General features: G+C 35.0%; 20 protein-coding genes. 12 read left to right on the top strand and 8 right to left on the bottom strand.

Annotation, left to right across the window (positions count from 1 at the left end; translation table 11 throughout):
- Window positions 1-167 precede the first annotated feature (167 nt).
- Window positions 168-1,115, bottom strand: a complete 948-nt coding sequence (gene corA, locus MHH96_RS11245; protein ID WP_249879028.1) for a magnesium/cobalt transporter CorA — start codon at window positions 1,113-1,115, stop codon at window positions 168-170.
- A gap of 217 nt (window positions 1,116-1,332) precedes the next feature.
- On the opposite strand from corA, the gene MHH96_RS11250 reads away from it, so the two are divergent.
- Window positions 1,333-2,031 (top strand): response regulator transcription factor, encoded by a 699-nt coding sequence (locus tag MHH96_RS11250; RefSeq protein WP_047945011.1) that lies wholly within the window; start codon window positions 1,333-1,335, stop codon window positions 2,029-2,031.
- Window positions 2,032-2,299: 268 nt separating this feature from the next.
- Here MHH96_RS11250 and MHH96_RS11255 read toward each other — a convergent pair whose 3' ends face one another.
- The 3 genes from MHH96_RS11255 to MHH96_RS11265 all read right to left on the bottom strand — a co-directional run bounded on the left by MHH96_RS11255 (window position 2,300) and on the right by MHH96_RS11265 (window position 6,359).
- A complete protein-coding gene (locus MHH96_RS11255; RefSeq protein ID WP_047945012.1) occupies window positions 2,300-3,676 on the bottom strand; it encodes a hemolysin family protein in 1,377 nt (458 codons plus the stop codon).
- A 497-nt stretch (window positions 3,677-4,173) separates the two neighbouring features.
- Window positions 4,174-5,511: a hemolysin family protein gene (locus MHH96_RS11260; RefSeq protein ID WP_235844455.1), complete on the bottom strand. Its 1,338-nt coding sequence runs from the start codon at window positions 5,509-5,511 to the stop codon at window positions 4,174-4,176.
- A gap of 299 nt (window positions 5,512-5,810) precedes the next feature.
- Window positions 5,811-6,359 (bottom strand): GNAT family N-acetyltransferase, encoded by a 549-nt coding sequence (locus tag MHH96_RS11265; protein WP_047945014.1) that lies wholly within the window; start codon window positions 6,357-6,359, stop codon window positions 5,811-5,813.
- A 311-nt stretch (window positions 6,360-6,670) separates the two neighbouring features.
- Here MHH96_RS11265 and MHH96_RS11270 point away from each other — a divergent pair, with 311 nt between their 5' ends.
- The 5 genes from MHH96_RS11270 to MHH96_RS11290 all read left to right on the top strand — a co-directional run bounded on the left by MHH96_RS11270 (window position 6,671) and on the right by MHH96_RS11290 (window position 14,622).
- Window positions 6,671-7,969: a methyl-accepting chemotaxis protein gene (locus tag MHH96_RS11270; RefSeq protein ID WP_161798423.1), complete on the top strand. Its 1,299-nt coding sequence runs from the start codon at window positions 6,671-6,673 to the stop codon at window positions 7,967-7,969.
- 237 nt (window positions 7,970-8,206) lie between these two features.
- Window positions 8,207-8,659 (top strand): helix-turn-helix transcriptional regulator, encoded by a 453-nt coding sequence (locus MHH96_RS11275; RefSeq protein ID WP_047943022.1) that lies wholly within the window; start codon window positions 8,207-8,209, stop codon window positions 8,657-8,659.
- A gap of 484 nt (window positions 8,660-9,143) precedes the next feature.
- Window positions 9,144-10,433 (top strand): MFS transporter, encoded by a 1,290-nt coding sequence (locus tag MHH96_RS11280; RefSeq protein ID WP_341117314.1) that lies wholly within the window; start codon window positions 9,144-9,146, stop codon window positions 10,431-10,433.
- 419 nt (window positions 10,434-10,852) lie between these two features.
- The gene (locus tag MHH96_RS11285) at window positions 10,853-12,613 is read left to right on the top strand and encodes an ABC transporter ATP-binding protein (RefSeq protein ID WP_047943024.1); all 1,761 of its coding nucleotides are present in this window, start codon (window positions 10,853-10,855) and stop codon (window positions 12,611-12,613) included.
- Window positions 12,610-14,622 (top strand): ABC transporter ATP-binding protein, encoded by a 2,013-nt coding sequence (locus MHH96_RS11290; protein WP_341117316.1) that lies wholly within the window; start codon window positions 12,610-12,612, stop codon window positions 14,620-14,622. The genes MHH96_RS11285 and MHH96_RS11290 overlap by 4 nt, the downstream gene beginning before the upstream one ends.
- 182 nt (window positions 14,623-14,804) lie before the next feature.
- On the opposite strand, the gene MHH96_RS11295 is transcribed toward MHH96_RS11290, so the two are convergent.
- Both MHH96_RS11295 and MHH96_RS11300 read right to left on the bottom strand, forming a co-directional pair.
- Window positions 14,805-15,026 carry a hypothetical protein gene (locus MHH96_RS11295; protein WP_341117317.1) on the bottom strand — a complete coding sequence of 74 codons (222 nt, stop codon included), beginning with the start codon at window positions 15,024-15,026 and terminating at the stop codon, window positions 14,805-14,807.
- 48 nt (window positions 15,027-15,074) lie between these two features.
- On the bottom strand, window positions 15,075-15,884 hold the full coding sequence (locus MHH96_RS11300; protein ID WP_341118117.1) for an alpha/beta hydrolase: 810 nt from the start codon (window positions 15,882-15,884) through the stop codon (window positions 15,075-15,077).
- Between the two features lie 127 nt (window positions 15,885-16,011).
- Between MHH96_RS11300 and MHH96_RS11305 the strand changes: the two genes are divergently transcribed.
- The 5 genes from MHH96_RS11305 (at window position 16,012) to MHH96_RS11325 (ending at window position 21,588) form a co-directional block, all read left to right on the top strand.
- Window positions 16,012-17,631, top strand: a complete 1,620-nt coding sequence (locus tag MHH96_RS11305) for an AraC family transcriptional regulator (protein WP_061797604.1) — start codon at window positions 16,012-16,014, stop codon at window positions 17,629-17,631.
- A 103-nt stretch (window positions 17,632-17,734) separates the two neighbouring features.
- On the top strand, window positions 17,735-18,691 hold the full coding sequence (locus MHH96_RS11310; protein ID WP_341117320.1) for an iron-hydroxamate ABC transporter substrate-binding protein: 957 nt from the start codon (window positions 17,735-17,737) through the stop codon (window positions 18,689-18,691).
- Between the two features lie 90 nt (window positions 18,692-18,781).
- Entirely contained in the window at window positions 18,782-19,804 is a 1,023-nt protein-coding gene (locus MHH96_RS11315) for an iron chelate uptake ABC transporter family permease subunit (RefSeq protein WP_144545360.1), read from the top strand.
- A complete protein-coding gene (locus tag MHH96_RS11320; RefSeq protein ID WP_047943029.1) occupies window positions 19,788-20,822 on the top strand; it encodes a FecCD family ABC transporter permease in 1,035 nt (344 codons plus the stop codon). The genes MHH96_RS11315 and MHH96_RS11320 overlap by 17 nt, the downstream gene beginning before the upstream one ends.
- A gap of 10 nt (window positions 20,823-20,832) precedes the next feature.
- Window positions 20,833-21,588 carry an alpha/beta hydrolase-fold protein gene (locus MHH96_RS11325; protein WP_144545339.1) on the top strand — a complete coding sequence of 252 codons (756 nt, stop codon included), beginning with the start codon at window positions 20,833-20,835 and terminating at the stop codon, window positions 21,586-21,588.
- 52 nt (window positions 21,589-21,640) lie between these two features.
- Here MHH96_RS11325 and MHH96_RS11330 read toward each other — a convergent pair whose 3' ends face one another.
- Window positions 21,641-21,844 carry an alpha/beta-type small acid-soluble spore protein gene (locus MHH96_RS11330; protein WP_031535675.1) on the bottom strand — a complete coding sequence of 68 codons (204 nt, stop codon included), beginning with the start codon at window positions 21,842-21,844 and terminating at the stop codon, window positions 21,641-21,643.
- 322 nt (window positions 21,845-22,166) lie between these two features.
- Between MHH96_RS11330 and MHH96_RS11335 the strand changes: the two genes are divergently transcribed.
- Window positions 22,167-22,409, top strand: a complete 243-nt coding sequence (locus MHH96_RS11335) for a hypothetical protein (RefSeq protein ID WP_047943143.1) — start codon at window positions 22,167-22,169, stop codon at window positions 22,407-22,409.
- 65 nt (window positions 22,410-22,474) lie between these two features.
- On the opposite strand, the gene MHH96_RS11340 is transcribed toward MHH96_RS11335, so the two are convergent.
- The gene (locus MHH96_RS11340) at window positions 22,475-23,572 is read right to left on the bottom strand and encodes an ABC transporter ATP-binding protein (protein WP_061797584.1); all 1,098 of its coding nucleotides are present in this window, start codon (window positions 23,570-23,572) and stop codon (window positions 22,475-22,477) included.
- Between the last annotated feature and the right edge of the window lie 21 nt (window positions 23,573-23,593).

Below are 23,593 nucleotides of genomic sequence, written 5' to 3' on the forward strand. Positions count from 1 at the left end.
GCTGTGGTTTTTCTAAGATAGCCTCTGTTTGAAAATTTGATGACTCCATCGTTAATCCCCCCAAATTCTATGTAATAATCCTGTATGGTGAAAATAGTGATAATTCTATTTTATCATAATAGTTTTGAAATATAGTTAATCAATGCTCTGCATTTAATAACATATTTTTATTTAAACCATCCTTTTCTTTTGAACAATATAAACATGCCCACTCCTATGCTCACCATAACAAATAATAGAAGGAAGTAGCCATATTTCCAGTGCAGCTCCGGCATATTTAAAAAATTCATTCCGTATAAGCCTGCTAAGAAACTTAGTGGCATAAAAATAGTTGTAATAACCGTAAGGATTTGCATAATTCGATTGGAATGATGAGAATTATAGGATAGATAACTATCCCTTATGTCTGTTGTTAATTCACGATTGGATTCAATTAGTTCACTGATTTTTAATAAATGGTCATAGATATCAGAATAATATTCTCTTTTCATTAAGAGAGCAGCCAGTTTTTCCGTATTAATCATTTGATGTAATAAATCTTTCATTGGGACGACTGTATGTCGCAAGGAAAGCAGCTGATGCCTAGTAGAAAATAATTCATCCAGCAATGCTTCCATCGTTTTATTAGTAGGATTTTCATCGATTTCTGCGAGAGAATCCTCAATTTGATAGACAATAGGAAAATAATTATCTACGAGGTGATCGAGTAGCTGATAAAGAACCGTGTATTGTGTCCATGCTGCAGTTTCCTCTTTTAGTAACATTTCTTTTACGGCATTGACTTCCACAGAGGCATGATGATGGAAAGTAACGATAAAGTTTTTGCCCAAAAAAATATTAAGCTCGTCCTTCTTCACTGTTTTAGGGTTTAAACAATGAGTGACAAAAAAGGTATAGGTTTCAAAATAATCAATTTTAGGCCTTTGTAAATTATGAAGACAATCTTCAATAGATAAGGGGTGAAAATTAAAAGGATGATGTAATTTTTCAATTTCCTCATCGATTGGCTGATCAAAGTCAACCCAAAACCATTCATAATCACCTGCAACTAGATCTTCAACGGAAAGATCAGTGAGTAGCTGCTTCTTTTTATTTATAGCGAGAGAATGAATCATATCAATAACTCCTTTATAGGTGGTGTTATTAACTAGGATAGTTCATTTTGTTAGTTTACTACAATTAAAAACCTTTTTATGCAGAAATATCGGCTGAATCGTTTGGGTTGGTCATTCAACTATTTCTTCCTTTAAGCTAGCAGGAAATGAAACTTGCTCATCACATCTGCTATAATAAGTAGCAAAGAAGGAATGCTAGAAAATAGGAAGTGTTAGGATGAAAATACTTGTAATCGAAGATAATGAGAGTGTTTGCTCCATGCTAGAAATGTTTTTCTTAAAAGAAGGCTATGAAGGAAAATTTATTCACAATGGAAAAGAAGCGTTAGACTTTTTCCTAGAAAATCAAGACTGGGATATTATCATTATTGATTGGATGCTGCCAGGAATGGAAGGCGTTACGATTTGCCGTAAGATTAGAGAAGTTAGTTCCGTTCCGATTATTATGCTTACCGCAAAAGACAGCGAATCAGATCAAGTGCTCGGCCTGGAGATGGGGGCAGATGATTATGTAACAAAACCATTTAGTCCGTTGACGTTGATGGCTAGAATTAAAGCGGTAACGAGAAGATATCAAAAAGAAACAATGAACCAGGGTGATGATAAGTTTCTTACAACAGAGCATTTTAAAATAAGTAAGGAAACAAGAGAAGTCATCTACAATAATAAAGTAATGACTAATCTAACACCGAAAGAATTTGATCTACTTTATTATTTAATCAGTAATCCAAAACAAGTTTTCACAAGGGAACAGCTATTAGATCGAGTGTGGGGCTATCAGTTCTATGGGGATGAGAGAACGGTAGATGTCCATATCAAACGGTTAAGAAATAAGATTGGCACAAAGGAACAACCTTTTATTCATACTATTTGGGGTGTAGGTTATAAATTTGATGAGTCAATGGTGAATGACTAAAGAAGAGAAAATTTATTTCCATTCTGCTTCAATCAGCTACGGCCATTGAATGAAATCTCTTAGAAGGAGAACATAGCCTTAACGAGCACCCTATCGAAAGCGAAGTGTATTCAGGCTGCGGTGATCACCACAAACCTTCGTTCTTAAATTTAATTAACCCCCGAACAATTATACGAGTATTTTTTAGTGTGTACGTATAATTGTTCGGGGGTATATTTGATTGAAATACTTATGTCCCACCCTCTATTTAAAGTTGGTATTAAATGTTTTAGGACACAATCTCAGCCTCAGATGAAGGAGAGGGAATGGATTGCTGCACCGTAATATGCTTTGTTTGCTGTACCGGGACATCGGATAATTTTTTTACTTCGACGTATTTAATATGATGGTCTTCCATTTCCACAATTTTAAAAGCGTAAGATTTGAACATAACTGTGTCTCCTTCTGACGCTTCGTAATTAGAAGTGAGAATCCAGCCGCCTAATGTATCGATGACTTCATCGTTTATGTCTATTTGCAGTAAAGCGTTTACTTCATTTATTAACACCTTAGCATCCAAGATATAATGATTTTCCTTTATAGTGCGTACAGTAGGGACCTCTTCCTGATCAAATTCATCCCATATATCGCCAACAATTTCCTCAATAATATCTTCCACTGTAACTAATCCAGATGTTCCACCATATTCATCCATTAAGATGGCCATATGAATACGATCTTTTTGCATTTTTAACAATAGATCTTGAATAGGATAGGTTTCAATTACACGGATGACAGGCCTTATATATGGCTTTAATGTTTTAGTCGTTAGATCTCTTGATTTAAGTAACTCTGTCATGATTTCTTTTACATTAATCATGCCGATAATATGATCTTTATCCCCATCTGTAATTGGATATCGAGTAAATTGCTCTTTTTGGATAAGGTTAAGCAACTCCTCTAATGTACTTGATTGTTCAAGAGAAGCAATTTCTGTTCGTGGTACCATAATTTCTTTAGCTATTCGATCATCAAAATCAAAAATATTATTTACATATTTAAACTCCGATTGGTTGATTTCACCATTTTTATAACTTTCAGAAACAATAATACGAAGTTCTTCTTCTGTATGTGCTAACTCATGCTCAGAAGCAGCCTTTATTCCAAACATTCTTGTAATAATTCTAGAAGAGCCATTCAAAGTCCATATAAAGGGATAAAGCAGTTTATAAAATAGGATTAATGGTTTTGCTGCCCATAAAGTAATTTGTTCTGCCTTATGAATGGCGAATGTTTTGGGAGCAAGTTCACCAACTACTACATGTAAAAAAGTAATGAAGGCGAATGCTAAAGAGAAGGATAAGACGGTTATTGCTGTATCAGGAACATGGATAATTTGTAGTAATGGTGCTAAAACGTGCTGAACTGTTTCTTCGCCAATCCAACCAATACCGAGCGCTGTAACAGTTATCCCTAATTGGCAGGCAGATAAGTATTCATCGAGATTGCTAGTAACCTTTTTGGCGGAAAGGGCATTTTTATGACCTTCCTCTATAAGCTGATTAATCCTTGAACTACGAACTCTAATAATAGCAAACTCTGAAGCTACAAAAAAAGCAGTCAAAGCAATTAAAATGGCTATTATAACCAAGTTAAATATGTCCAAATAAATTTCCTTATCTCGTTTACCGAGTAAGGAGTCACCTCCTGATTAATTCAGATTGAAATGAGCGAAATCTCTATCGAGTACAATCTAGTAATAAAGTTCTTTATTTTCTACACATAATCACAGTTTTTCCAGCCATGAGGATGCACCAGTGATTTATATTTTATAAAAAAATTACATTTATAAAGCAGGTTCGATGCGGAAGCTAGTATAATAAACGTTTGTATGAAAGAAGCTGTATGAAGTTTCTTTATTTAGATAAACAATCCCATTATACCACCTCGCAATTGTTTAGTTTTACTAATTATTATACGGTAAGCCAAACTATCCAGTCAAACTTGATAACGATTACTTTTTTAATTTTCTGTCTATAAAATAAATATATGAGAAAAGAGAAATTTCATGTTAATTGTCTTATATCCAAGATATGAAAGAAGAGGGAACAAAAATAGTACGATGAACCGTTCTTACACATAAAACGGCTCATCGTACAAAATTTATTTATCTTCTGCTAAGGGTGCAGGTATTTTTTGAACATCAAAGCTAAAAATATGCTGTCGAATCATTTTATCAATCTTGAATAAGTAGCCATTATATTCGATTGTTTCCCCTTTTTTTAAATTCGGATTTTGATATAAAATCCATCCACCAAGTGTATGAATATCTTCTCGATCGATTGATAGCGATAAAACCTCGTTTACCTCTGTCAGGGGAAGCTTGGAATCAAGAATATAGTGATGATCATTAATTTTTTGAATAAGAGGCGTTTCCTCTTCGTCAAATTCATCTCTAATCTCGCCAACGATTTCTTCTAAGATATCTTCCGCGGAAATTAGACCAGCTGTTCCACCGAATTCATCATGAAGAATGGCAATAGACGTTCTTTCCTTCTGCATCTTTAAGAAAACAGCTTGAATTGGAGTTGTTTCGATTATATGAATAATCGGCTGTGCATACTCCAATAATGATTTATTTTCATAACCTTCATTTTTTAACCAGTCCGTTAGTAATTGTTTAATATGGATAAAGCCAATAATGCTGTCTTTATCATCATTTTTGGTAAGTGGATACCTCGTATAGCGTTCTTTTTGAATAATATTTATTGCTTCATCAATGGATAAATGGTCTGATAAAGTAACCATTTCTGTTCTTGGAATCATAATTTCATTTGCTAGCCGGTTATCAAAAGCAAAAATACGATTAACATAGTTGTATTCAGATAAACTAATTTCCCCATTATTATAACTTTCCTTTAGTACAATCTGCAGTTCTTCTTCTGACAAGGCGTCACTATTGGTTGTAGGATTGGTAATTCCCCATAACTTCGCTACTTGTCTAGATGATTTGTTGAGAATCCATATAAAAGGATACATAATGTTATAAAACCAGATTAATGGTTTACTCACTAATAAAGAGACCTTCTCTGTAAGGATAATAGCAACAGACTTCGGAAAGAGCTCTCCAATCACTACATTAATATATGTAATAATAGAAAAAGATAAAACAAAGGCTAAACCTTGTGATAAAGCAGCTGGTACAGCCAACTCATTCATTAAAGGCTGAATCAATTTTAAAATAGTAGGTTGTCCCAACCATCCTAATCCTAAAGACGTAATAGTAATTCCTAATTGGCAAGCCGAAAGATAAGCATCAATATTTTCAATGATTTTTTTTACAGTACGCGCATTTTTGTGGCCTTCCTCTGCAAGTTGCTCAATCCTTGCAGGTCGCACACGAACAATAGAAAATTCTGTTGCTACAAAAAAAGCAGAAAAAGCAGTCAGTATGACAATTAATAGTAGTTGCATTCCAATCATTATTTCGTTCATCACCATTCTTTTGTTCTCAAGGCAGTATTAGTTTCCAATCTTTTTTGTATCCTAAAACTTCTATTTTCTTATATTATACCTTTTCTTACATAAAATAAAATCGTGGAAGATAAAGAGAGGAAGAGGATTCAAGCGATTCTTTGTTATTATTCCACTCTTAACGGGCAATAAAACGGCTAAAATAGAAAATGTGTGTTAGCGAAATTTGCCCGTAAAGTAGTTAAGTGCATAAACCTCCAGTAAGATGAGAAATACGTCCTGCAGATAAAAAATTCTTTCTTCTCGTGTACATGTGGAATAGAAATCTAATATTTGGCTGCCCATTCTCTGGCCAGCATGCTATAGGAATATAGGTCATGGAAATGGTCATAAAGAAATTCGCCATCTCTGATAATTCCTTCTTTTTTAAAGGAAAGTTTCTCAGGAATTGCTTGGCTTTTGCTATTTTTTACCCCACATTGTATTTCGATTCTGTTTAGCTTTAAATAGTAAAACGCATAATTTAAGATAGCAACAACACATTTTGTCATAATGCCATGCCCTTGTGCATCTTCAGCTAAAAAATAGCCGATGCTAGCTTTGCGGCTTGCCCAATCAATTTGTTGTAATGTAACCATTCCTACTAATCTGCTATTAAAAAAAATACCTGCATTTAGTTCTGTTTGCTCTGTGAAAAGTTGATTCCATAAGGGAATGATTGTTTGATATTGATAAGGAGAAGTTATTTGATCCACCCATGGAAGCCATTTTCTTAAATACTTCCTATTTTTATTCACTAATTGAAATAGTTCATGAGAGTCCGTCCGCTCTAATAAACGTAATTTAATCTGTTGATCTACAAATATATTAAACAACATCAGTCATCCTTTCTAATTTTCTAAGAAGGAGATATCGTTGTATTTTATGCTTAGAAAAAAATTTGGCTCGTAAACTTTCCGATTCTTACGTGAATGAAAAAAAAATTAGGCATTTCTCCTATTTTTATTTCTGTAAAAAAATTTATAAAAGAATTACAAATAAAGGCTAAAAAATGGGTAAAAATTACCGATATTAAAGACATAGAGAGAGAACAAAGTTATTATATGTGAAAGCGTTTTAAGGATATTTAAAGGTGTTGCTAGGAGATGGCTCCTTATTATGGACGGCGGAAGAGAGGATGTTACGAATGAAAAAGAAAGATAATTTTAAAGGGAAATCGCTTATTGGGTTTAATGTGCTTCTCCTTATTACTACTTGTATTAGTGCTTTTAGCGGGTTTTTTATTGCTAAAAACGAAAATTTGCAAGGCTTGTTATCCTTCACTTATAGCGATTATTTAATCATAGTAGCTTCAGTAATTATTCTTACTATATTAAGCGCACTGGTTTTTAATGTGCTAATGAAGGGGAAATTAAAAGCCATATCCCGTCTTAATGACAAGGTACATAGGTTGGCACATGGTGATTTATCTGTTGAATTCAATGATAAATCGAAAGATGAAATTGGCCAGCTGAATCGTTCTATTAGCGAATTGCAAGAAAAGTTTGCCTTCCTTGTTTCAAGCTTGAAAAATGTAAATGAAACTGGAATAAGTCAAGCTAGTGATGTATCTGTAATTGCTGAAGAAACATTGGCTAGTGCCGAAGAAATTGGTAGAGCAATGGCTGAAATTGCTGAGGGAGCTGTTAGCCAGGCTTCCGAATTAGAAGAAGTGAAAAGAGAGATAGATAGCTTAACCAATTCCATCGATAATATGGAAGGGAAAAATCAAATCATTAAGAAAGCAACTGAAAATGCTCAAGAAGCATCACATAATGGACAAAAGACTATTAATACTTTAAAAATTTGTAATGAAAATGCTAGCAAATCAACGAATGAAGTAAGTATTGGAATTAGTGGCTTATATCAAAAAGTCTTAGATATCTCTAAAATTACTTCTACAATTAATAGAATAGCAGAACAAACAAACCTGCTTGCTTTAAATGCAAGCATTGAAGCTGCTAGAGCCGGTGAGCATGGAAAAGGATTCTCAGTTGTTGCCAATGAAGTTCGTAATTTAGCAGAAGAGACAAATTCGGCTACTAAACAGATTCAAGATATGATTCAAAATATCGAGAAAGAAATGGAAAGCACGGTTATGTCCATTTATGAAACAACTAATCAAACCGCTGAATTAGATACTGCCGTAAAGGATACAGAAAAAGAATTTACAGCAATTGCTAGGGCTGTAGTAAATAGTATTGAGGCAGTGAAAGAAATGACAGTAGAGCTAAACCGAGTTGTAGAGCAAAATAATCATATTTCTAGCTCTATTGCAAAAGTATCAGAAGTATCAGAGTCAGTTGCAGCGGCAGTGGAACAAATTGCTTCTAGTACAGATGAACAAACTTCTGCTATTGGAAATGTGGCAAAAACAGCAGAAATAATGAAGAGCAGTAACGAGGAATTAAAGGATTCGCTAACACAATACAATCTAGCAAAATAATAAATAGGAAAGCCTTGTTTTCATGGAGAACATAGGCTTTTTTTATTTTTATTTCGCTTCTGCCATTACTAGTTCCTTTTTTAGGAAGTAAAGCAAATATTTAGTCAAATAAAGTTGGAGAATAAAAATAAATTTTAAATAACAAATAGTTTTAAATTGAAATTTGTCTAAAGGAAGCTTATAATATAGTAAATATGGTGTAAAATTACACATAACTAATAAGGGAATGAAGAAACTTTGACTAGAGAAGAAATTATTGAGAGTGTATCAGAAAAGATGAGATTAATACGCACAGAAGCGGGATATACCCAAGATAAGATGGCAGAGGTTATTGGCTTGTCAAAAAAGACGTTAGTGCAAATTGAGAAAGGTAGGCTATATGCTGGCTGGTCTACTGTAGTAGCAGTTTGCGCACTCTTTAGAGAAACTGAAACAGTGCGCTTCTTATTTGGTAATGAACCTTTAGAGGTGTTGGAGACCGTTGCTCGTGATGGAATGGATTACCGAAAAGAGAAAACATTGGGCGGAAAAGTATGGTGGAGAGAAGTAGAAAAAAAGAACGGATTTATTCTGCAGCAGAATATCATTAGTCAGCATTTTCGTATTATTGACGAAGATCATTTCCGGATTTTTTCTAGCTTTGACGAAAAAGAATCAAAGGATCGTTTTAATGAACTTTTAGGCGAATAAGCACCGTGAAATAAGATATAGGCTGTTTTTAAATTAATCTTGAATGACTGACCAATTCAAGATTAATTTAGGGACAGCCTATTTGTTTTGGAGAAAAGGTATATGTCCGTGCAAGTTTTGCTTGCTACTTGCTAAGGGGACAGAAGCGTTCTTTGAGCCCGAGAGGAAGAGAAGTCAAGGGAAAAGGGAAAAGGGAAAAGAGGACGGGTCACTGTACCGAAAGAAAGCAGAACAAAGAAAGAAGAGAACAGTGAGAGCATAGAGCCTCCCATCCTGCTGATATAGTTAATAAGTAACAACAGAGCAATCTCTATTTTTCATCGGAAGAGAACCCTCACTTCCTTACTGAAATGGAGGAGCATCAGCCTTTATAATGGAATTTCTTTCCGTCTGTAGACCGACGAAGAAACCATCGGATGAATGTTCTTATTCCAAAGGAAGAAAGCTAAAATGAACTCATCAACTAAAGGATGAGGGATAATAGATGAAGAAATTTGCAGAAATATTCAAAAATACGAGCTTTACTAGACTCTTTATTGCCAATGTCACTTCCCAAATGGGCAGTGTTATTGGTTTAACGGCTTTTATGTTTTATATTCTCGATCGTTTTTCTGAGCAGCCTGCTTATGCAACAGTGACTGAATTAATGTTTTCTTTGCCAACTTTAGCCGTGTTTTTTTTAGTCGGAGTTGTAGCAGATCGGATGGACCGCCAAAAGATTGCCTATTATTGTGAGATGATTGCAGCTGTATTGTCACTATTTGTGTTGGGGGCAGTTCTTATTGGCTGGATGCCACTTATTTTTATGATGTTGTTTTTAAGAAGTGCCGTTCAAAAATTCTTTTTCCCAGCGGAACAAGGTATTCTGCAAGGCGTATTAAAAAAAGATGATTTTACAACCGCAGCAGGATTAAATCAATTAGTGAATAGTATCTTTATGTTATTTGGTAATGCGATTGGAATATTTGTTTATTGGACACTAGGCATTTATGGCGCAATCTTAGTGGATGTAGCAACCTTAACTATTAGCGGATTGCTTATTAAATCAATGAAGCTGGATGAAACTGTTCGAAAGCCTAATGGCAGTCATACTTTAAAGGAATTAAATATTCGCTTTATATGGAGTGACTTTATGATTGGCTTAAAATATATATTGACCAATAAGTTATTGATGGCATTAATATATGGATTTATTGCCTTTGGAGTGGTCAATGGTGGATTTAGCGTCATGCAGGTCTTTATTTTGAAATATAAACTAGCACCTGATAATTACGAACAAGTATCGATTTATTTTGGAATTGTCTTTGGAGCAGGGGTTATGATTGGAAGTTTCCTTTCCTCTCTTCTTGCACAGACGGTTAAATTGTATAAGTTGATTATCACTGGCGCATTTTATATTGCCATAATGACTATTTTGGCATCTTATTCACCGAATATTTTAGTCTTCTTAACCATCTGTTTCTTCTTAGCACTGGGGTTTCCGCTGATTAATATTGCAATAGGAGGCTGGATGCCGACGATTATTGAGCCGAAGATGATGGGAAGAGTTCAAGGGTGGATAACCCCGTTAATGATGCTGTCACAGTCTATTACATTAGGACTTATCTCTATTGGTTATCCTAAATGGTTTTCTATTGAAATAATATACTGGTTTGTCGGTGCTTGCTTTCTTTTAGTCGGTTTTTATTACAGCCTAGTATTACCTAAATTAGCAAAAGAAAAGGAGGCAAAAGACGCAATAGCTGGAAAAGAAGAAGTTCAATTAAATTATTAAAAATCTTTAATTTTCGGAATAATGGCAATTGACATTATAAAATCTACATGTTAATCTCAATTATATTGGAAAATAAATGTAGAGAAAGGAGGAGTTACCGATGAGAAGACTAAATAGACATGATGTATTTATAACTTCATATGTCGGTAACCTTCTGCTTTCTTTTCGATCATTTTAGTGCGGATGTAGATGGTTGCCATATAGGTAGCCTGTGTAGTTTTCTGTCATAAAAGAGATAGATCGCATGGTTGCGGTCTGTCTCTTTTTTTGTGGAAAAATTCTTAATTGGGTGATCAACATTTGTTTTCAAAAAATAAAGGAGGAGAAGGTAATGATTGTTATGATCAAAGAAGCAAGAAAGGCATTAAAGGATTTAGAAAGTGGCTAGTTGCAGATGAAGAGAGACAGGGGATGAGTGAATGTTTTCGATATTTTTTAAATTAAAATGGTTTTTTAAAGAACATTGGAAGAGTTATACAATAGCTATTATTCTTTTAATTTTTGTAGGGTTTATAGAAGTGTTACCGCCCAGAATCCTCGGCATGTTTATTGATGAACTAACGATTGGATCATTAACGAGCAATAAGACATTGGTCTATATACTTGGGGTGGCAGGGATCACCATAAGTACGTATATTATCACTTATTTTTGGATGTATAAGCTATTTGGTGGAGCCAATATTTTAGAATTGAAGTTAAGAAGTAAATTTATGAATCATCTATTTAAGATGACGCCAACTTTTTTTGAAAAAAATAAAACAGGCGATCTAATGGCCAGAGCAACCAATGATTTAAAGGCTGTTTCCGTTACAGCAGGATTTGGAATTTTGACATTGGTTGATTCTACGATTTTTATGCTGACGATTTTAATTACAATGGTGATTACCGTAAGCTGGAAATTAACATTGGCAGCAATTCTTCCACTGCCTATTATGGCCATTATCATGCAAATATATGGGGAGAGAATCCATAAACGCTTTATGGAAGCACAGGATGCATTTGGTGATATGAATGATAGTGTTCTTCAGTCTATTTCAGGAGTCCGAGTAATCCGTGCTTATGTTTTGGAAAAAGAAGAACAAAAACAATTCCATCATTTCACAGAAGATGTCTATAAGAAGAATTTACATGTGGCTAAAATAGATTCTTTATTTGATCCAACTGTTCGAATTCTTGTTGGTTTAAGCTATCTAATTGGACTTGGATATGGTGCTTACTTAGTGTTTCAACAGCAGTTGACAATTGGGCAGCTTGTTACATTTAATGTTTATTTAGGAATGATTGTTTGGCCAATGTTCGCTGTTGGTGAATTAATGAATATTATGCAGCGAGGCAACGCTTCTTTAGATCGGGTCCAGGAAACATTGAGTTACAAGGCGGATGTAAGTAATCCGGAGAATGGAAAGACAGAAGAAGTTCCTGAAATTATTCAGTTCAAAGATGTGCAATTTCAATATCCATCGTCTAAACAAGAGAATCTTCGTGACATCTATTTGACCATTAGAAGAGGAGAAACAGTTGGGATTGTTGGGAAAACAGGTAGTGGAAAGACAACGATAATTAAACAGCTGCTTCGAGAATATCCGAAAGGGGAAGGGAAGCTGGTGATTAATGGGAATAGCATTGATTCCATTGATTTGCATACATTAAGAGGCTGGATTGGCTATGTTCCCCAAGATCATGTCCTTTTTTCAAAAACAGTGAGAGAAAATATCTTATTTGGAAAAGAAGGTGCTGCTGAAGGAGAATTAGAAGAAGCAATTCGTCTTGCCTCTTTTGACCAGGATATCGAAATGCTTCCAGAGGGGTTAGAAACACTTGTAGGGGAAAAAGGAGTAGCTTTGTCTGGGGGACAAAAGCAGCGGATATCGATTGCGAGAGCACTTATCCGTAAACCAGAAATTCTCATTCTAGATGATTCTTTATCAGCGGTAGATGCAAAAACAGAACAAAAAATTATCACGAATATAAAGAAAGAACGACAAGCAAAAACAACGATTATTTCAACTCATCGAATGACTGCTGTTCAGCATGCCGATCATATTATTGTGATGGAAGATGGCCATATTGCAGAACATGGAACACATGAGGAGTTAATGAAACAAAATGGCTGGTATAAGGAACAATATATAACGCAACAGACAAAAGTGGAGGCAGATGAAGCGGAGGTGAAAGCATGACTACTGGTAAACGATTATTTCAATATGCATTAAAATTCAAAGGTATTATTATTGCTGCGTTAATCATGCTGACAATTGCTGTTATCGCCGATCTGGCTGGTCCATTTGTTGCTAAAAAGGTAATTGATGATCATATAACGGGGATTGAATCACAATGGTATCAAACAGAACCAACAAAAGAGGCAGTAAAATATAAGGGCAATTTCTACAAAAAAGCAGCGTATCTTGATTCCGATGAAGAAAAGCTTGCAGAAGTAAGAATCCTCCAAGTGGGAAGACAATTTCTTTTTGTGGAAGGGAAGATTTCATTTGATGGAAGTCGCGAGTTTCATGACGGAACATTGACTATAAGAAAAGGGACAGACGCAGAAACATATCCTGCCACGCTGTTATCAAATGCGGAAGTATTTGATTTCTATAAACCCGAGATTACGCCTATTTTAAAGCTGTTATCTTTTTATTTTGGATTAGTCATTATTTCTGCCATTTTCCAATATGGCCAGCACTATTTATTACAAAAGTCAGCCAACCGAATTATTCAGAAAATGCGCGAAGATGTATTTGCCCAAATTCAGCGGTTGCCTATCAAATATTTCGATAATCTTCCTGCAGGTAAAGTAGTTGCTAGAGTAACAAACGATACAGAAGCAATTAGGGAACTATATGTAACAGTCCTATCCAACTTCTTCTCTAGTGGAATTAATATTATTGGAATCTATATTGCCTTATTTATCTTAAATCCACCACTTGCTGCAATATGTTTAATTTTACTGCCGATTTTATATATATGGATGATCGGATATCGCAAATTTGCTTCCCGATACAATCATGTTATTCGAGCGAAAATTAGTGATATTAATGGAATGGTTAATGAATCTATTCAAGGGATGCATATCATTCAGGCGTTTAGCAAAGAAAAACAAACGAGAAAAGAATTTGAGAATTTAAATAACGAGCATTTTCGCTATCAAAATAAGATGCTTCGATTAAACAGTCTTACTTCCCATAACTTAGTGAACGTGTTAAGAAACATCGTATTTGTTGTTTTCATCTGGTATGTTGCTGGTCAGTCTTTATCAGCAGCTACAGCACTTTCTCTTGGAATGCTCTATGCCTTTGTTGATTATATAAACCGATTATTCCAGCCAGTACAAGGTATTGTCAATCAATTGGCCAATTTAGAACAAGCACTTGTTGCAGGGGAACGAGTATTTGAATTATTGGATGAAGATGGAATAGATGTGAAAGATGTTACGTTAGAAAGATATAAAGGAAATGTCACTTTTGATCAAGTTAACTTTGCCTATAAAGATAACGACTATGTGTTAAAAAATATTTCTTTTGAAGCAAAGCAAGGTGAAACAGTCGCTTTAGTTGGTCATACGGGATCAGGAAAAAGCTCGATTATGAACCTTTTATTCCGTTTTTATGATATTCAATCAGGAAAGATTAAGATAGATGGAAAAGATATTATGTCTTTTTCAAAGCAAGATCTTCGTAAATATATGGGAATTGTTCTCCAAGATCCTTTTCTATTTACAGGAACCATCGCGTCCAATGTCACCTTAAATGATCCTTCTATTTCACGAGAAACTGTGGAGAAAGCATTGAAGGATGTTGGCGCAGATAGAGTGTTAAAGCATTTAGAAAAGGGATATGATGAGCCAGTGATAGAAAAGGGAAGTACTTTATCTAGCGGACAAAGACAGCTGATTTCCTTTGCAAGAGCTCTGGCCTTTGATCCAGCAATCCTAATTCTAGACGAAGCAACAAGCAGTATTGATACAGAAACAGAACAAATAATTCAACATGCAATGGAAGTCCTAAAAGAAGGCAGAACGACTTTTATTATAGCCCATCGTTTATCAACGATTCGCAATGCGGATCAAATACTTGTCCTTGATCATGGAGAGATAGTAGAAAAAGGCAACCATGATGAATTAATGGCAAGAAAGGGCAAATATTATCAGATGTATCAGTTGCAGCAAGGGGAAAGTTTAGTAAGCTAGGAAAGTTTATCTTTATGGAGAAATAGGAACACCCGAGATTTGCCGAATTAGTTTTATATGGCAAGCCTCAGGTGTTTTTTTGCAGTCTACCTTAACTTAGTCTATTATTTTCCAAATGATAGTGCCAGTTTTTTAGTGAAGGGAAGACTCCCTTCACTTAGTATTCAACGTTTTTGATATTTCTATTTCTTTTTAAACATTGTTGTATTATCAAGAAGGATTGAATCGAATTCCCCACAGTCTAAACAAAATGTATATTTTATTTGCTCCATTAATAGACATTTTGTTTGTTTTAATAGGCATAAAGTCTGTCCCTTCTGCGCATTCACTTCTTCCGCATTTAAGTTCATTTTTATTTTGATAATAACAACGCCTCCATCTCTTCTATCCGATTTAACCTCCAAAAAAGGGATTAGCCCACCTGATTGCTTTAAAACCTTTTTTAGTAAAATTCATTTATCATTTATAAAACGTATCGTTTTATTGATTAATGGCAGTAATACAGTAAGATGATTTTCTTCTTTAAATTCATGAAAAATATGCTGGAAGGAAGGAGAATGATAATACTGCAATTTCTCAGAGAGAGTAATTGCCTTTTGATGCATTTGTGTAAAATGTGATTTCTCTTTTTCTCCAACGGTAAGCAGCAATTTATTTGTGTCTAGATTGTTTAGCCTTTTGGGAAAGAAGTCTAGCTCTTTTAATAGCTGCTCTTCGTTCCAATGGATGGATGGGCTGCTTGCCAGATAATATTGAAACGAAGAAGGGACGGTGAAGAGTGTATAAAGAACAAAAAGACCTCCGAGTGAATGACCAGCAATCATTTGCTTTTTTGTGTTTATTGGAATGTTTTGCGCTACTAATGGCTTTAATTTCTGTTCGATAAAGGAAAGAAATTGTCTGCCGCCGCCAAGAGGAGGCCATTGTGTGCCAGTTGGATTTTTAGGAAGCTGTGTCTGGTCTGCATGAAAAGTAAAGTCGAAATATCTTTCCTCACTATAAGGTTCAGTAGTTTCATAGCCTATACCAATGATAACAGCAGGATGTAATCCGGTTTTTTCTCGTGTTCTAGTCTGCAAGCGTACCGCTTCTACATAACTACCAAAATTAGCGTTGCCGTCCAAAAGATAGAGGACAGGAAATCCATCTTCAGGAACGGGGATATTTGGGATATAGACAAAGAGTTTATATTTTTTTGTCTCATCAATAGAATATGTCCAAATTTCTGTATTGGGAATATAAAAGCTTTCTTTCCATTTCATCAAGAATATCGCCACCTATTTCTTTCTATGCAATAATTTGGTAAAATAAGTGATAATGATTATCAATATTAATTAGGTGAATATATTGTACATATAAATAAAGAAAATAACAAGAGAGGAAAATGAGATGATTCATAACTGGGAGAGTATGGAATTAGACTATGGCCGTATAGAACGATTATATGACAAGAAGATAGAGCGAGTTTTATCGACTAGTTATCTATTTATTTATATTAATAGGGGAGAAGGGATGCTATCGATTGATATCGATAAGTTTCTCTTCAGTAAAGGGGATCTTTTATTTATTCCAGCGGATAGCACCTATCAACTTCAATTTAAAAAAACTTGCAGTGCAGACTATTATTTGCTGCCATTTCAATTGTATCAAACGAAAGCGATAAATAGGGATACATATACAAAAGTAGTGCTAAAGAATGAGAAAAGTATCTTGAAATCATTTGTTTTTCAGTCAGCTGACACAATTCAACCTATAATGGAGGACCTGTTCAAATTAGAACAAGATGAATCAATAAATAATCATTTTCTAAAAAAGGCAAAACGTTCGATGATTTTTCATTATTTTGTGACCAATCAACAGCAAAAAATTCCAAAAGATACAATGATTGCGATAGAAGAGACCAAAAGATATATGGAGAAGCATTATGCTGATGCGATTTCTACCGCTTTATTAGCAAAAAGAGCGGGGCTAAGCCCTAAATACTACTCCCAGCTTTTTAAAAAAGAGTATGGAATAGGTGTGCAGGATTTTTTAACAGAAATCCGTATACGCGGGGCAAAAGAATTACTAATCAAAACATCGAATAGCTTGCGAGTAATTGCAGCAAGCGTTGGTTATGCGGATGAATTTTATTTAAGTAGAGTGTTCAAAAAAATCGTTGGAATACCGCCAACGATTTATAGGAAGAAGCGAGAGGTGAAGATTGCATCTTATGATTTTTCGACTACCGGTCATTTACTTGCACTTCAGATAATTCCCTATGCAGCTCCACTGCATCCTAAATGGACCAATTATTATTATCAGAATTTTCGAGATGATATTCTTATCCATTTAAATACCTACAAGATTCATTCAGAATGGGAAAACAACATACAAAAACTGTCTGCAGTGAAACTAGATAAAATAATCGCGAAGGATGACATATCAGCTGAAGAGAAGCAGGAACTCGAAAAAATTGCACCAGTCTATTATTATTCATTCAAAAATAGCAGTTGGAAAAACCAATTGTTAGAAATAGCGACCTATATTAATTGCGAAACAGACGCAGAAAACTTTTTAAAAATATATGAAGATAAAGTAAAGGAAACAAGAAAGTTATTGAAGGAATCATTGCAGAACGAAGCTGTGTTAGTAGTAAGCCTATTTAAAAATACAATAGTCCTCAATCGTTCTAGAACAGCTATTGAGCTTGTGTATAAAGATTTAGGATTTACGTCAGCACAGCCTGAAGAAGATATTCAATTAAGCGAAGCCATTACACTTTCTGACTTAGTAAGCTTAAATCCAACTTATTTATTTGTTAATATTCGCCAGGATATGGAGACAATTGACGCTTGGGACAAATTGAAATGCTCAATAGAATGGAATTGTATAGCAGCAGTTAAAAATAGGAAAGTTGCTTTTATCCATTCAGATCCATGGAATGAGTATTCTGCAAGTTCCCATTTAAGAGTTCTTGATAATCTCCGAGAGCTGATGATAGAAAAGGAAAAAGTACAAGCATATTAGCGGAAATTATCCATGTTATAATCAGAGCTTTTTTCAGTATAATTCTAATTGATAAAGGTTATCAATCTCAATTAGGGTTATATAGAGAAAGGAAAGAGAGTATATGAAAAAGAATTTATTTTTTATTTTCCTAGCGGCTTTTTTATTATTAACAGCTTGTAGTCAAACGGGAGAAAAAAATACATCTTCATCGATAAAAGATAGTAAAGGGGACGGACAAAGTACGACTCAAGAGGTTACCTATTTAGGGGAAAAATACGAAATTCCTGCAAAAGTGGAGACAATTGTAACAGCAAGCCAAGAAGCGATGGAAGATGCAGCGATGCTGGGGATTAAACCAGCAGGTGCCATTGCAACAGCTGGAAAATTCCCTGCTTATCTAGGCGACTCGATGTCGGAAGCAGAGCAAATTGGCGAAAAAATGCAGCCAAGTGTAGAAAAGCTCTTGCAGCTAAAACCAGATGTTATTCTGGGCACAAGTAAATTTCAACCAGAGGTGGCGGACAACCTAAATAAAGTTGCACCAATGATTCCTGTTTCTCACATTTCAACAAACTGGAAAGATAATTTAATATTACTAGGGCAATTGACAAATAAAACAGAAAAGGCAGAAACAATCATTGCGGATTATGAAAAAAACGTTACAGAGACAAAAGAAGGCATTCAAGATAAGCTGGCTGAGAAAAAAGTTGTTATGCTGAGATTAAGAGGAGGCAGCTTATATATTTATCCTGAAACGGTATATTTTAACCCCGTTCTATATGGAGACCTTGGCCTTGATGTTCCTGAAGAAGTAAAAAAAGCAAAAGCACAGGAAATGATTTCATTAGAGAAATTAGCGGAAATGAATCCAGATTACTTATTTATTCAGTTTGAGGAAACAGAAAACACCGATAGTCCAACAGCATTAGCTGATTTAGAGAATAATTCTATTTGGAAGAGCCTTGATGCTGTTAAAAATAATCAAGTGTATGAAAATGTAGTCGATCCATTGGCAGCTGGGGGAACTGCATGGAGTAAAACAACTTTTCTTAAAGCTTTTGCTGGTTTATTTAAATAAGAGAGCGAACAAGGAAACGGAATTATCCCCACCTCATTTCTCCATCTTGGTGGGGGTCTTTTTTTGAAAGGAGGTTCATTCGATCAGGTGATGTCAAATTTGGATAAAGAGACAGTAAGAGCATATGCGATTATATATAGTGCGCCTTTTTTATGTGTTGCAGTTATTCTTTTATCTATTTCGTTAGGGACAATGAATATTTCATTAAAGGAAGTCTTTGATGCCTTTTTTAATTTTGATGCAGAAAATGTGGAACATACCATTATCCGGACAGCTAGATTTCCTAGAGCAGCAGGAACATTATTAATAGGCGGCCTTTTGGCAATGTCCGGAGCTATGATGCAGGGAATGACAAGGAATTATTTAGCATCGCCGTCCATCATGGGAGTTTCGGATGGTGCAGCATTTATGATAACACTTGCTTTTGTATTTTTTCCAGGATTGAACTCCTTTCAAATGGTTGCTTTTTCTTTTCTCGGATCTGCCTTAGGTGTTTTCTTAGTTTTAGGTTTAGCTTCCGTTGTGAAGAATGGTTTTTCTCCTTTAAGACTTGCTATTATAGGCACCGTTTTTGGATCTTTTTTAAGCAGTTTATCTTCTGCCATTGCCTCCTATTTTCAAGTATCCCAAAATATGAGCTTCTGGTATAATGCCCGCTTGCACCAGCTTAATAATGATCTATTGCTTATTTGCTTTCCTATAGCCATTATTGGAATTGTTTTGGCATTATCGCTTTCCAAATCGATTGCTATTTTATCGTTAGGAAAAGAAATTGCTACATCCCTTGGTCAGAAAACATTCATTATTCAACTTTTAACGATGACAGCAGTTGTAGTGATGACGGGGATCTCTGTTTCGCTGGCGGGAAAAATAGGTTTCGTCGGTTTAATTATTCCCCATATTACAAGAATGATAGTTGGAGTTGACTATCGAAAAATAATTCCATGCTCTGGAATTATAGGGGCCATATTTCTCGTTATATGTGATACTCTCAGTCGCTTCATTAATTACCCTTTTGAATCGCCAATTGGAATCGTAACAGCCTTCTTAGGTGTTCCTTTCTTCTTGTATTTAATAAAGACAAAGGGAGGAGGGAATACTCAACGTGGATAATGAAAGAAAAAGAACCTATGTATCGATCTATGTATTAATTGCTTTATGTCTCATCATCATGATCATTAGTTTATCCAAAGGAGAATATATTCTTTCTTTTCAAGATATAGGAAGGAGTATTTTTCGTTATCATCCTGATGCTAATACGGATCTAGTTATATTTGAGTTCCGTCTGCCTAGAATTATTTTGGCCATTTTTGTTGGCTTCGGATTGGGGATTGCAGGTTCTATCCTGCAGAGTATAACGAAAAATGGTCTTGCGGATCCTGGAATATTAGGAATTAACAGTGGAGCCGGAGCTGCGATTGTTGCCTATATGTTTTTCTTTCAAGGAGTGCTTAATCTTAATAAGGATAGCTTATGGATTGTGTTAAGTATGCCGCTTATTGGCTTAGTTGGAGGATTTATTGCTGCATTTGTAATTTTTTTATTAGCAAAAGATAGAGAAAGACTGAACTCGCAAAAACTCATTTTAACTGGAATAGCCATAAATTCTGGGTTTGGTTCTTTGGCCATGTATATGTCCTTAAAAATGAAAGCACAGGATTTTGAAATGGCAGCAGTATGGCTGACTGGAAGTATTTATAATGCCAATTGGTTATTTATTCTTGCAATGTTACCATGGTTTTTACTAATCATTCCATTTATTATTCGAAAGGCGTACTCGCTTGATTTATTTCAATTGCAAGAAACAGTAATGATTGGTTTAGGAGTAAAAGTGGAAAAAGAAAAATGGCTATTATTATTATGTGCTGTTGGCATGATTGGAGCATGTGTGTCTGTTTCAGGGAGCATAGGTTTTATTGGACTAATGTCTCCACATATGGCAAGACTGTTAGTTGGATTAAAACATCGAAATTCTATGATAGTTTGTGGGTTAATTGGCAGCCTCTTCATGTTAATAGCAGATTTTATCGGCAGAACAATTGTCGCACCTGCAGAAATTTCAGCTGGGATAATTTTAAGTATAATTGGCGCACCTTATTTTGTTTATTTATTAGTAAAAGCTAAAGTGTAGAGGTAGATAAATGGATGGTCACAGAAGTAAGAAAATGAGGGGAACGTTAAGGGAGGTCCAGATACAAACTCGAACTTTGAGTATCTACCTGCCACCTTCTTATAATAAATTATCAAGTAGTTTTCCAGTAATCTACATTCATGATGGAGGAAATCTTTTTCATCCTATCTTACATGAATTAGAAGAATTATTCTCTTTAGATATAGCAGAGGAAGTAATACTTGTAGGAATTGAACCAAAGGAGAGGCTTAATGAGTATACGCCTTGGTATTCACCTAGTCTTAATCCCACTTTGCCTCCATTTAAGGGGGAAGGAAAAGCCTATTTATCCTTTGTTACGCAAACGATTAAACCATATATTGATACAATGTTTCAAACAAAAGCAGATCGACAAAACACAGGAATGATAGGAGCCTCCTTAGGAGGGCTGATTTCTTTATATGCCATGTATGACTTTGCTGACTATTTTTCTAAATTTGGGCTCCTTTCCCCGTCACTATGGTATCCGCACAGCCTTTCCTATGTACAAAAAAATGAGATGCAGAAGGAGAATAGTGTTTTTTTGTATGTTGGTGAGGACGAGGGAAAGAGCAAGGGGAATATTCAAAGGTATATGGTTGAAAATGTTTTGCTGGTAAATGAAGTATTTTTTAAAAAACTGCCAAAGGAACAATATCAATTTATTCTGGGAGAAAATGCGGATCATAAAAGAGAGTACTTTATTCAACAATTTCTCCATGCGATAAAGTGGTTATACACTAAATAAAGCAAGCCCCCCTAAAATTAGGAGGGCTCTAGCCATTATATTAAATTTTCAATTAGCCTTGAAATCCACCTAGTTGCTTTTCAGCCATTTGTACTAAGCGTTTTGTGATTTCTCCACCAACAGATCCGTTAGCGCGAGAAGTTGTTTCTGCACCAAGGTTTACACCAAATTCAGATGCAATTTCGTATTTCATTTGGTCTAGAGCTTGAGATACTCCTGGTACTAAAAGTTGATTTGAAGAATTGTTGTTTGCCATTGTGTTCCAGCTCCTTCTAGTTGTTTTTTTGGTTGGGTTAACTGGAATTGCACCAGTCTGTAAGATATATCTTACTACCACTAGGTATAACCCAATAATCATGGAAAGTGATAGATGCTTATGTTTGCTCTTACCTTGGTTTGCTGCTTGTACTATTATTATGGTTGGATTTCATTATCTTATTCTAGAAAAAATCAAGGAAATTAATTCCTTTTATTCCTGCTGGATAGTTTCTAAATCAATAGAGAAACTAAAGGTAAGAATAAATTTAACGCATAAAAAAGATGATTTTAGGGGCGGAATCAAGAGAGGTGGATTTGAAATGGGCTCCATTTGTCCTATCTGTAATGGCTTGGAAAGTTTAGAAAGAACTTGCTCTAATTGTGGTTATCGCATAGAAGACAAGGGCAGAGTGATGGATTATTATGATGACTATAGTGCCTATATGCCGATTGATCAAATGAAGCTAGAAAACGGCTATCAGGATTTATCATCACATTTATGTCCCCATCTTGTGCTTTGTCCACAATGTGGACAAGAAGAGGTATTGTTTATCCAGGAATAGAGGCTAACCATTAATAAAAGCTTACCATGCATCAGCAAGGTAAGCTTTGAATTTAACTTTTTTTATTAACGAATACGAAGTTCTGTTTCTTTATCAAAGAAGTGACCTTTATTCATATCAAGTGCTAATTTTACAGATTGACCAGCTTGAAGGTCTGCTCTAGAATCTAAGCGAGCAACAAATTCCTTTCCAGAAAGAGTAGAATATACAAGACTTTCTGCACCTGTTAATTCAAACACTTCTACTTTCGCATCAAAACTTGTATTTTCTGAACTATTTAAGAATACCAATTCATCGTGAATATCTTCTGGTCGGATACCAAAAATAACTTCTTTACCGATATAATTTTGTTCACGTAATGTCTTTAATTTTCCTTCTGGAATAATGAAAGCATTATCGCCGAGTACTAATTTATTGTCTACTACTTTTCCTTCAAAGAAGTTCATTGCTGGTGAACCAATGAAGCCGCCAACGAAAACATTTTCAGGTTTTTCATAGACTTCTTTTGGAGCACCAACTTGTTGGATAACTCCGTCCTTCATAACAACAAGTCTTGAAGCCATTGTCATTGCTTCTGTTTGGTCATGCGTTACATAAATAGTAGTAGTTTGCAGTCTTTGGTGAAGCTTTGAAATTTCAGCACGCATTTGCACACGTAATTTAGCATCTAAGTTTGATAATGGCTCATCCATTAAGAATACTTTTGCATCACGAACAATAGCACGGCCTAGTGCGACCCTTTGACGTTGTCCACCGGATAATGCTTTTGGTTTTCTTTTTAAATATTCTTCTAATCCTAAAATTCTTGCAGCGTTATTTACTCTTTCTTCAATTTCCGCTTTAGGGAATTTACGAAGCTTTAAACCAAATGCCATATTATCATAAACTGTCATATGTGGGTATAGAGCGTAGTTTTGGAAAACCATCGCGATATCACGATCTTTTGGTGCAACATCATTCACACGTAACTCATCAATATAGAAATCACCTTTTGAAATATCTTCAAGACCAGCAATCATACGTAGAGTTGTAGACTTACCGCAACCAGAAGGACCAACAAATACGATAAATTCTTTATCCTGAATGTGTAAATTAAAATCTTTAACCGCTTCTACTTTTTCATCATAGATTTTATAAATATTCTTTAACACTAGTTCTGCCATTTTGTTTTCCCCCTACCAATT

It is taken from the genome of Niallia sp. FSL K6-0212 (assembly GCF_038007605.1).
Taxonomy (GTDB): Bacteria; Bacillota; Bacilli; order Bacillales; family Cytobacillaceae; genus Niallia; species Niallia circulans.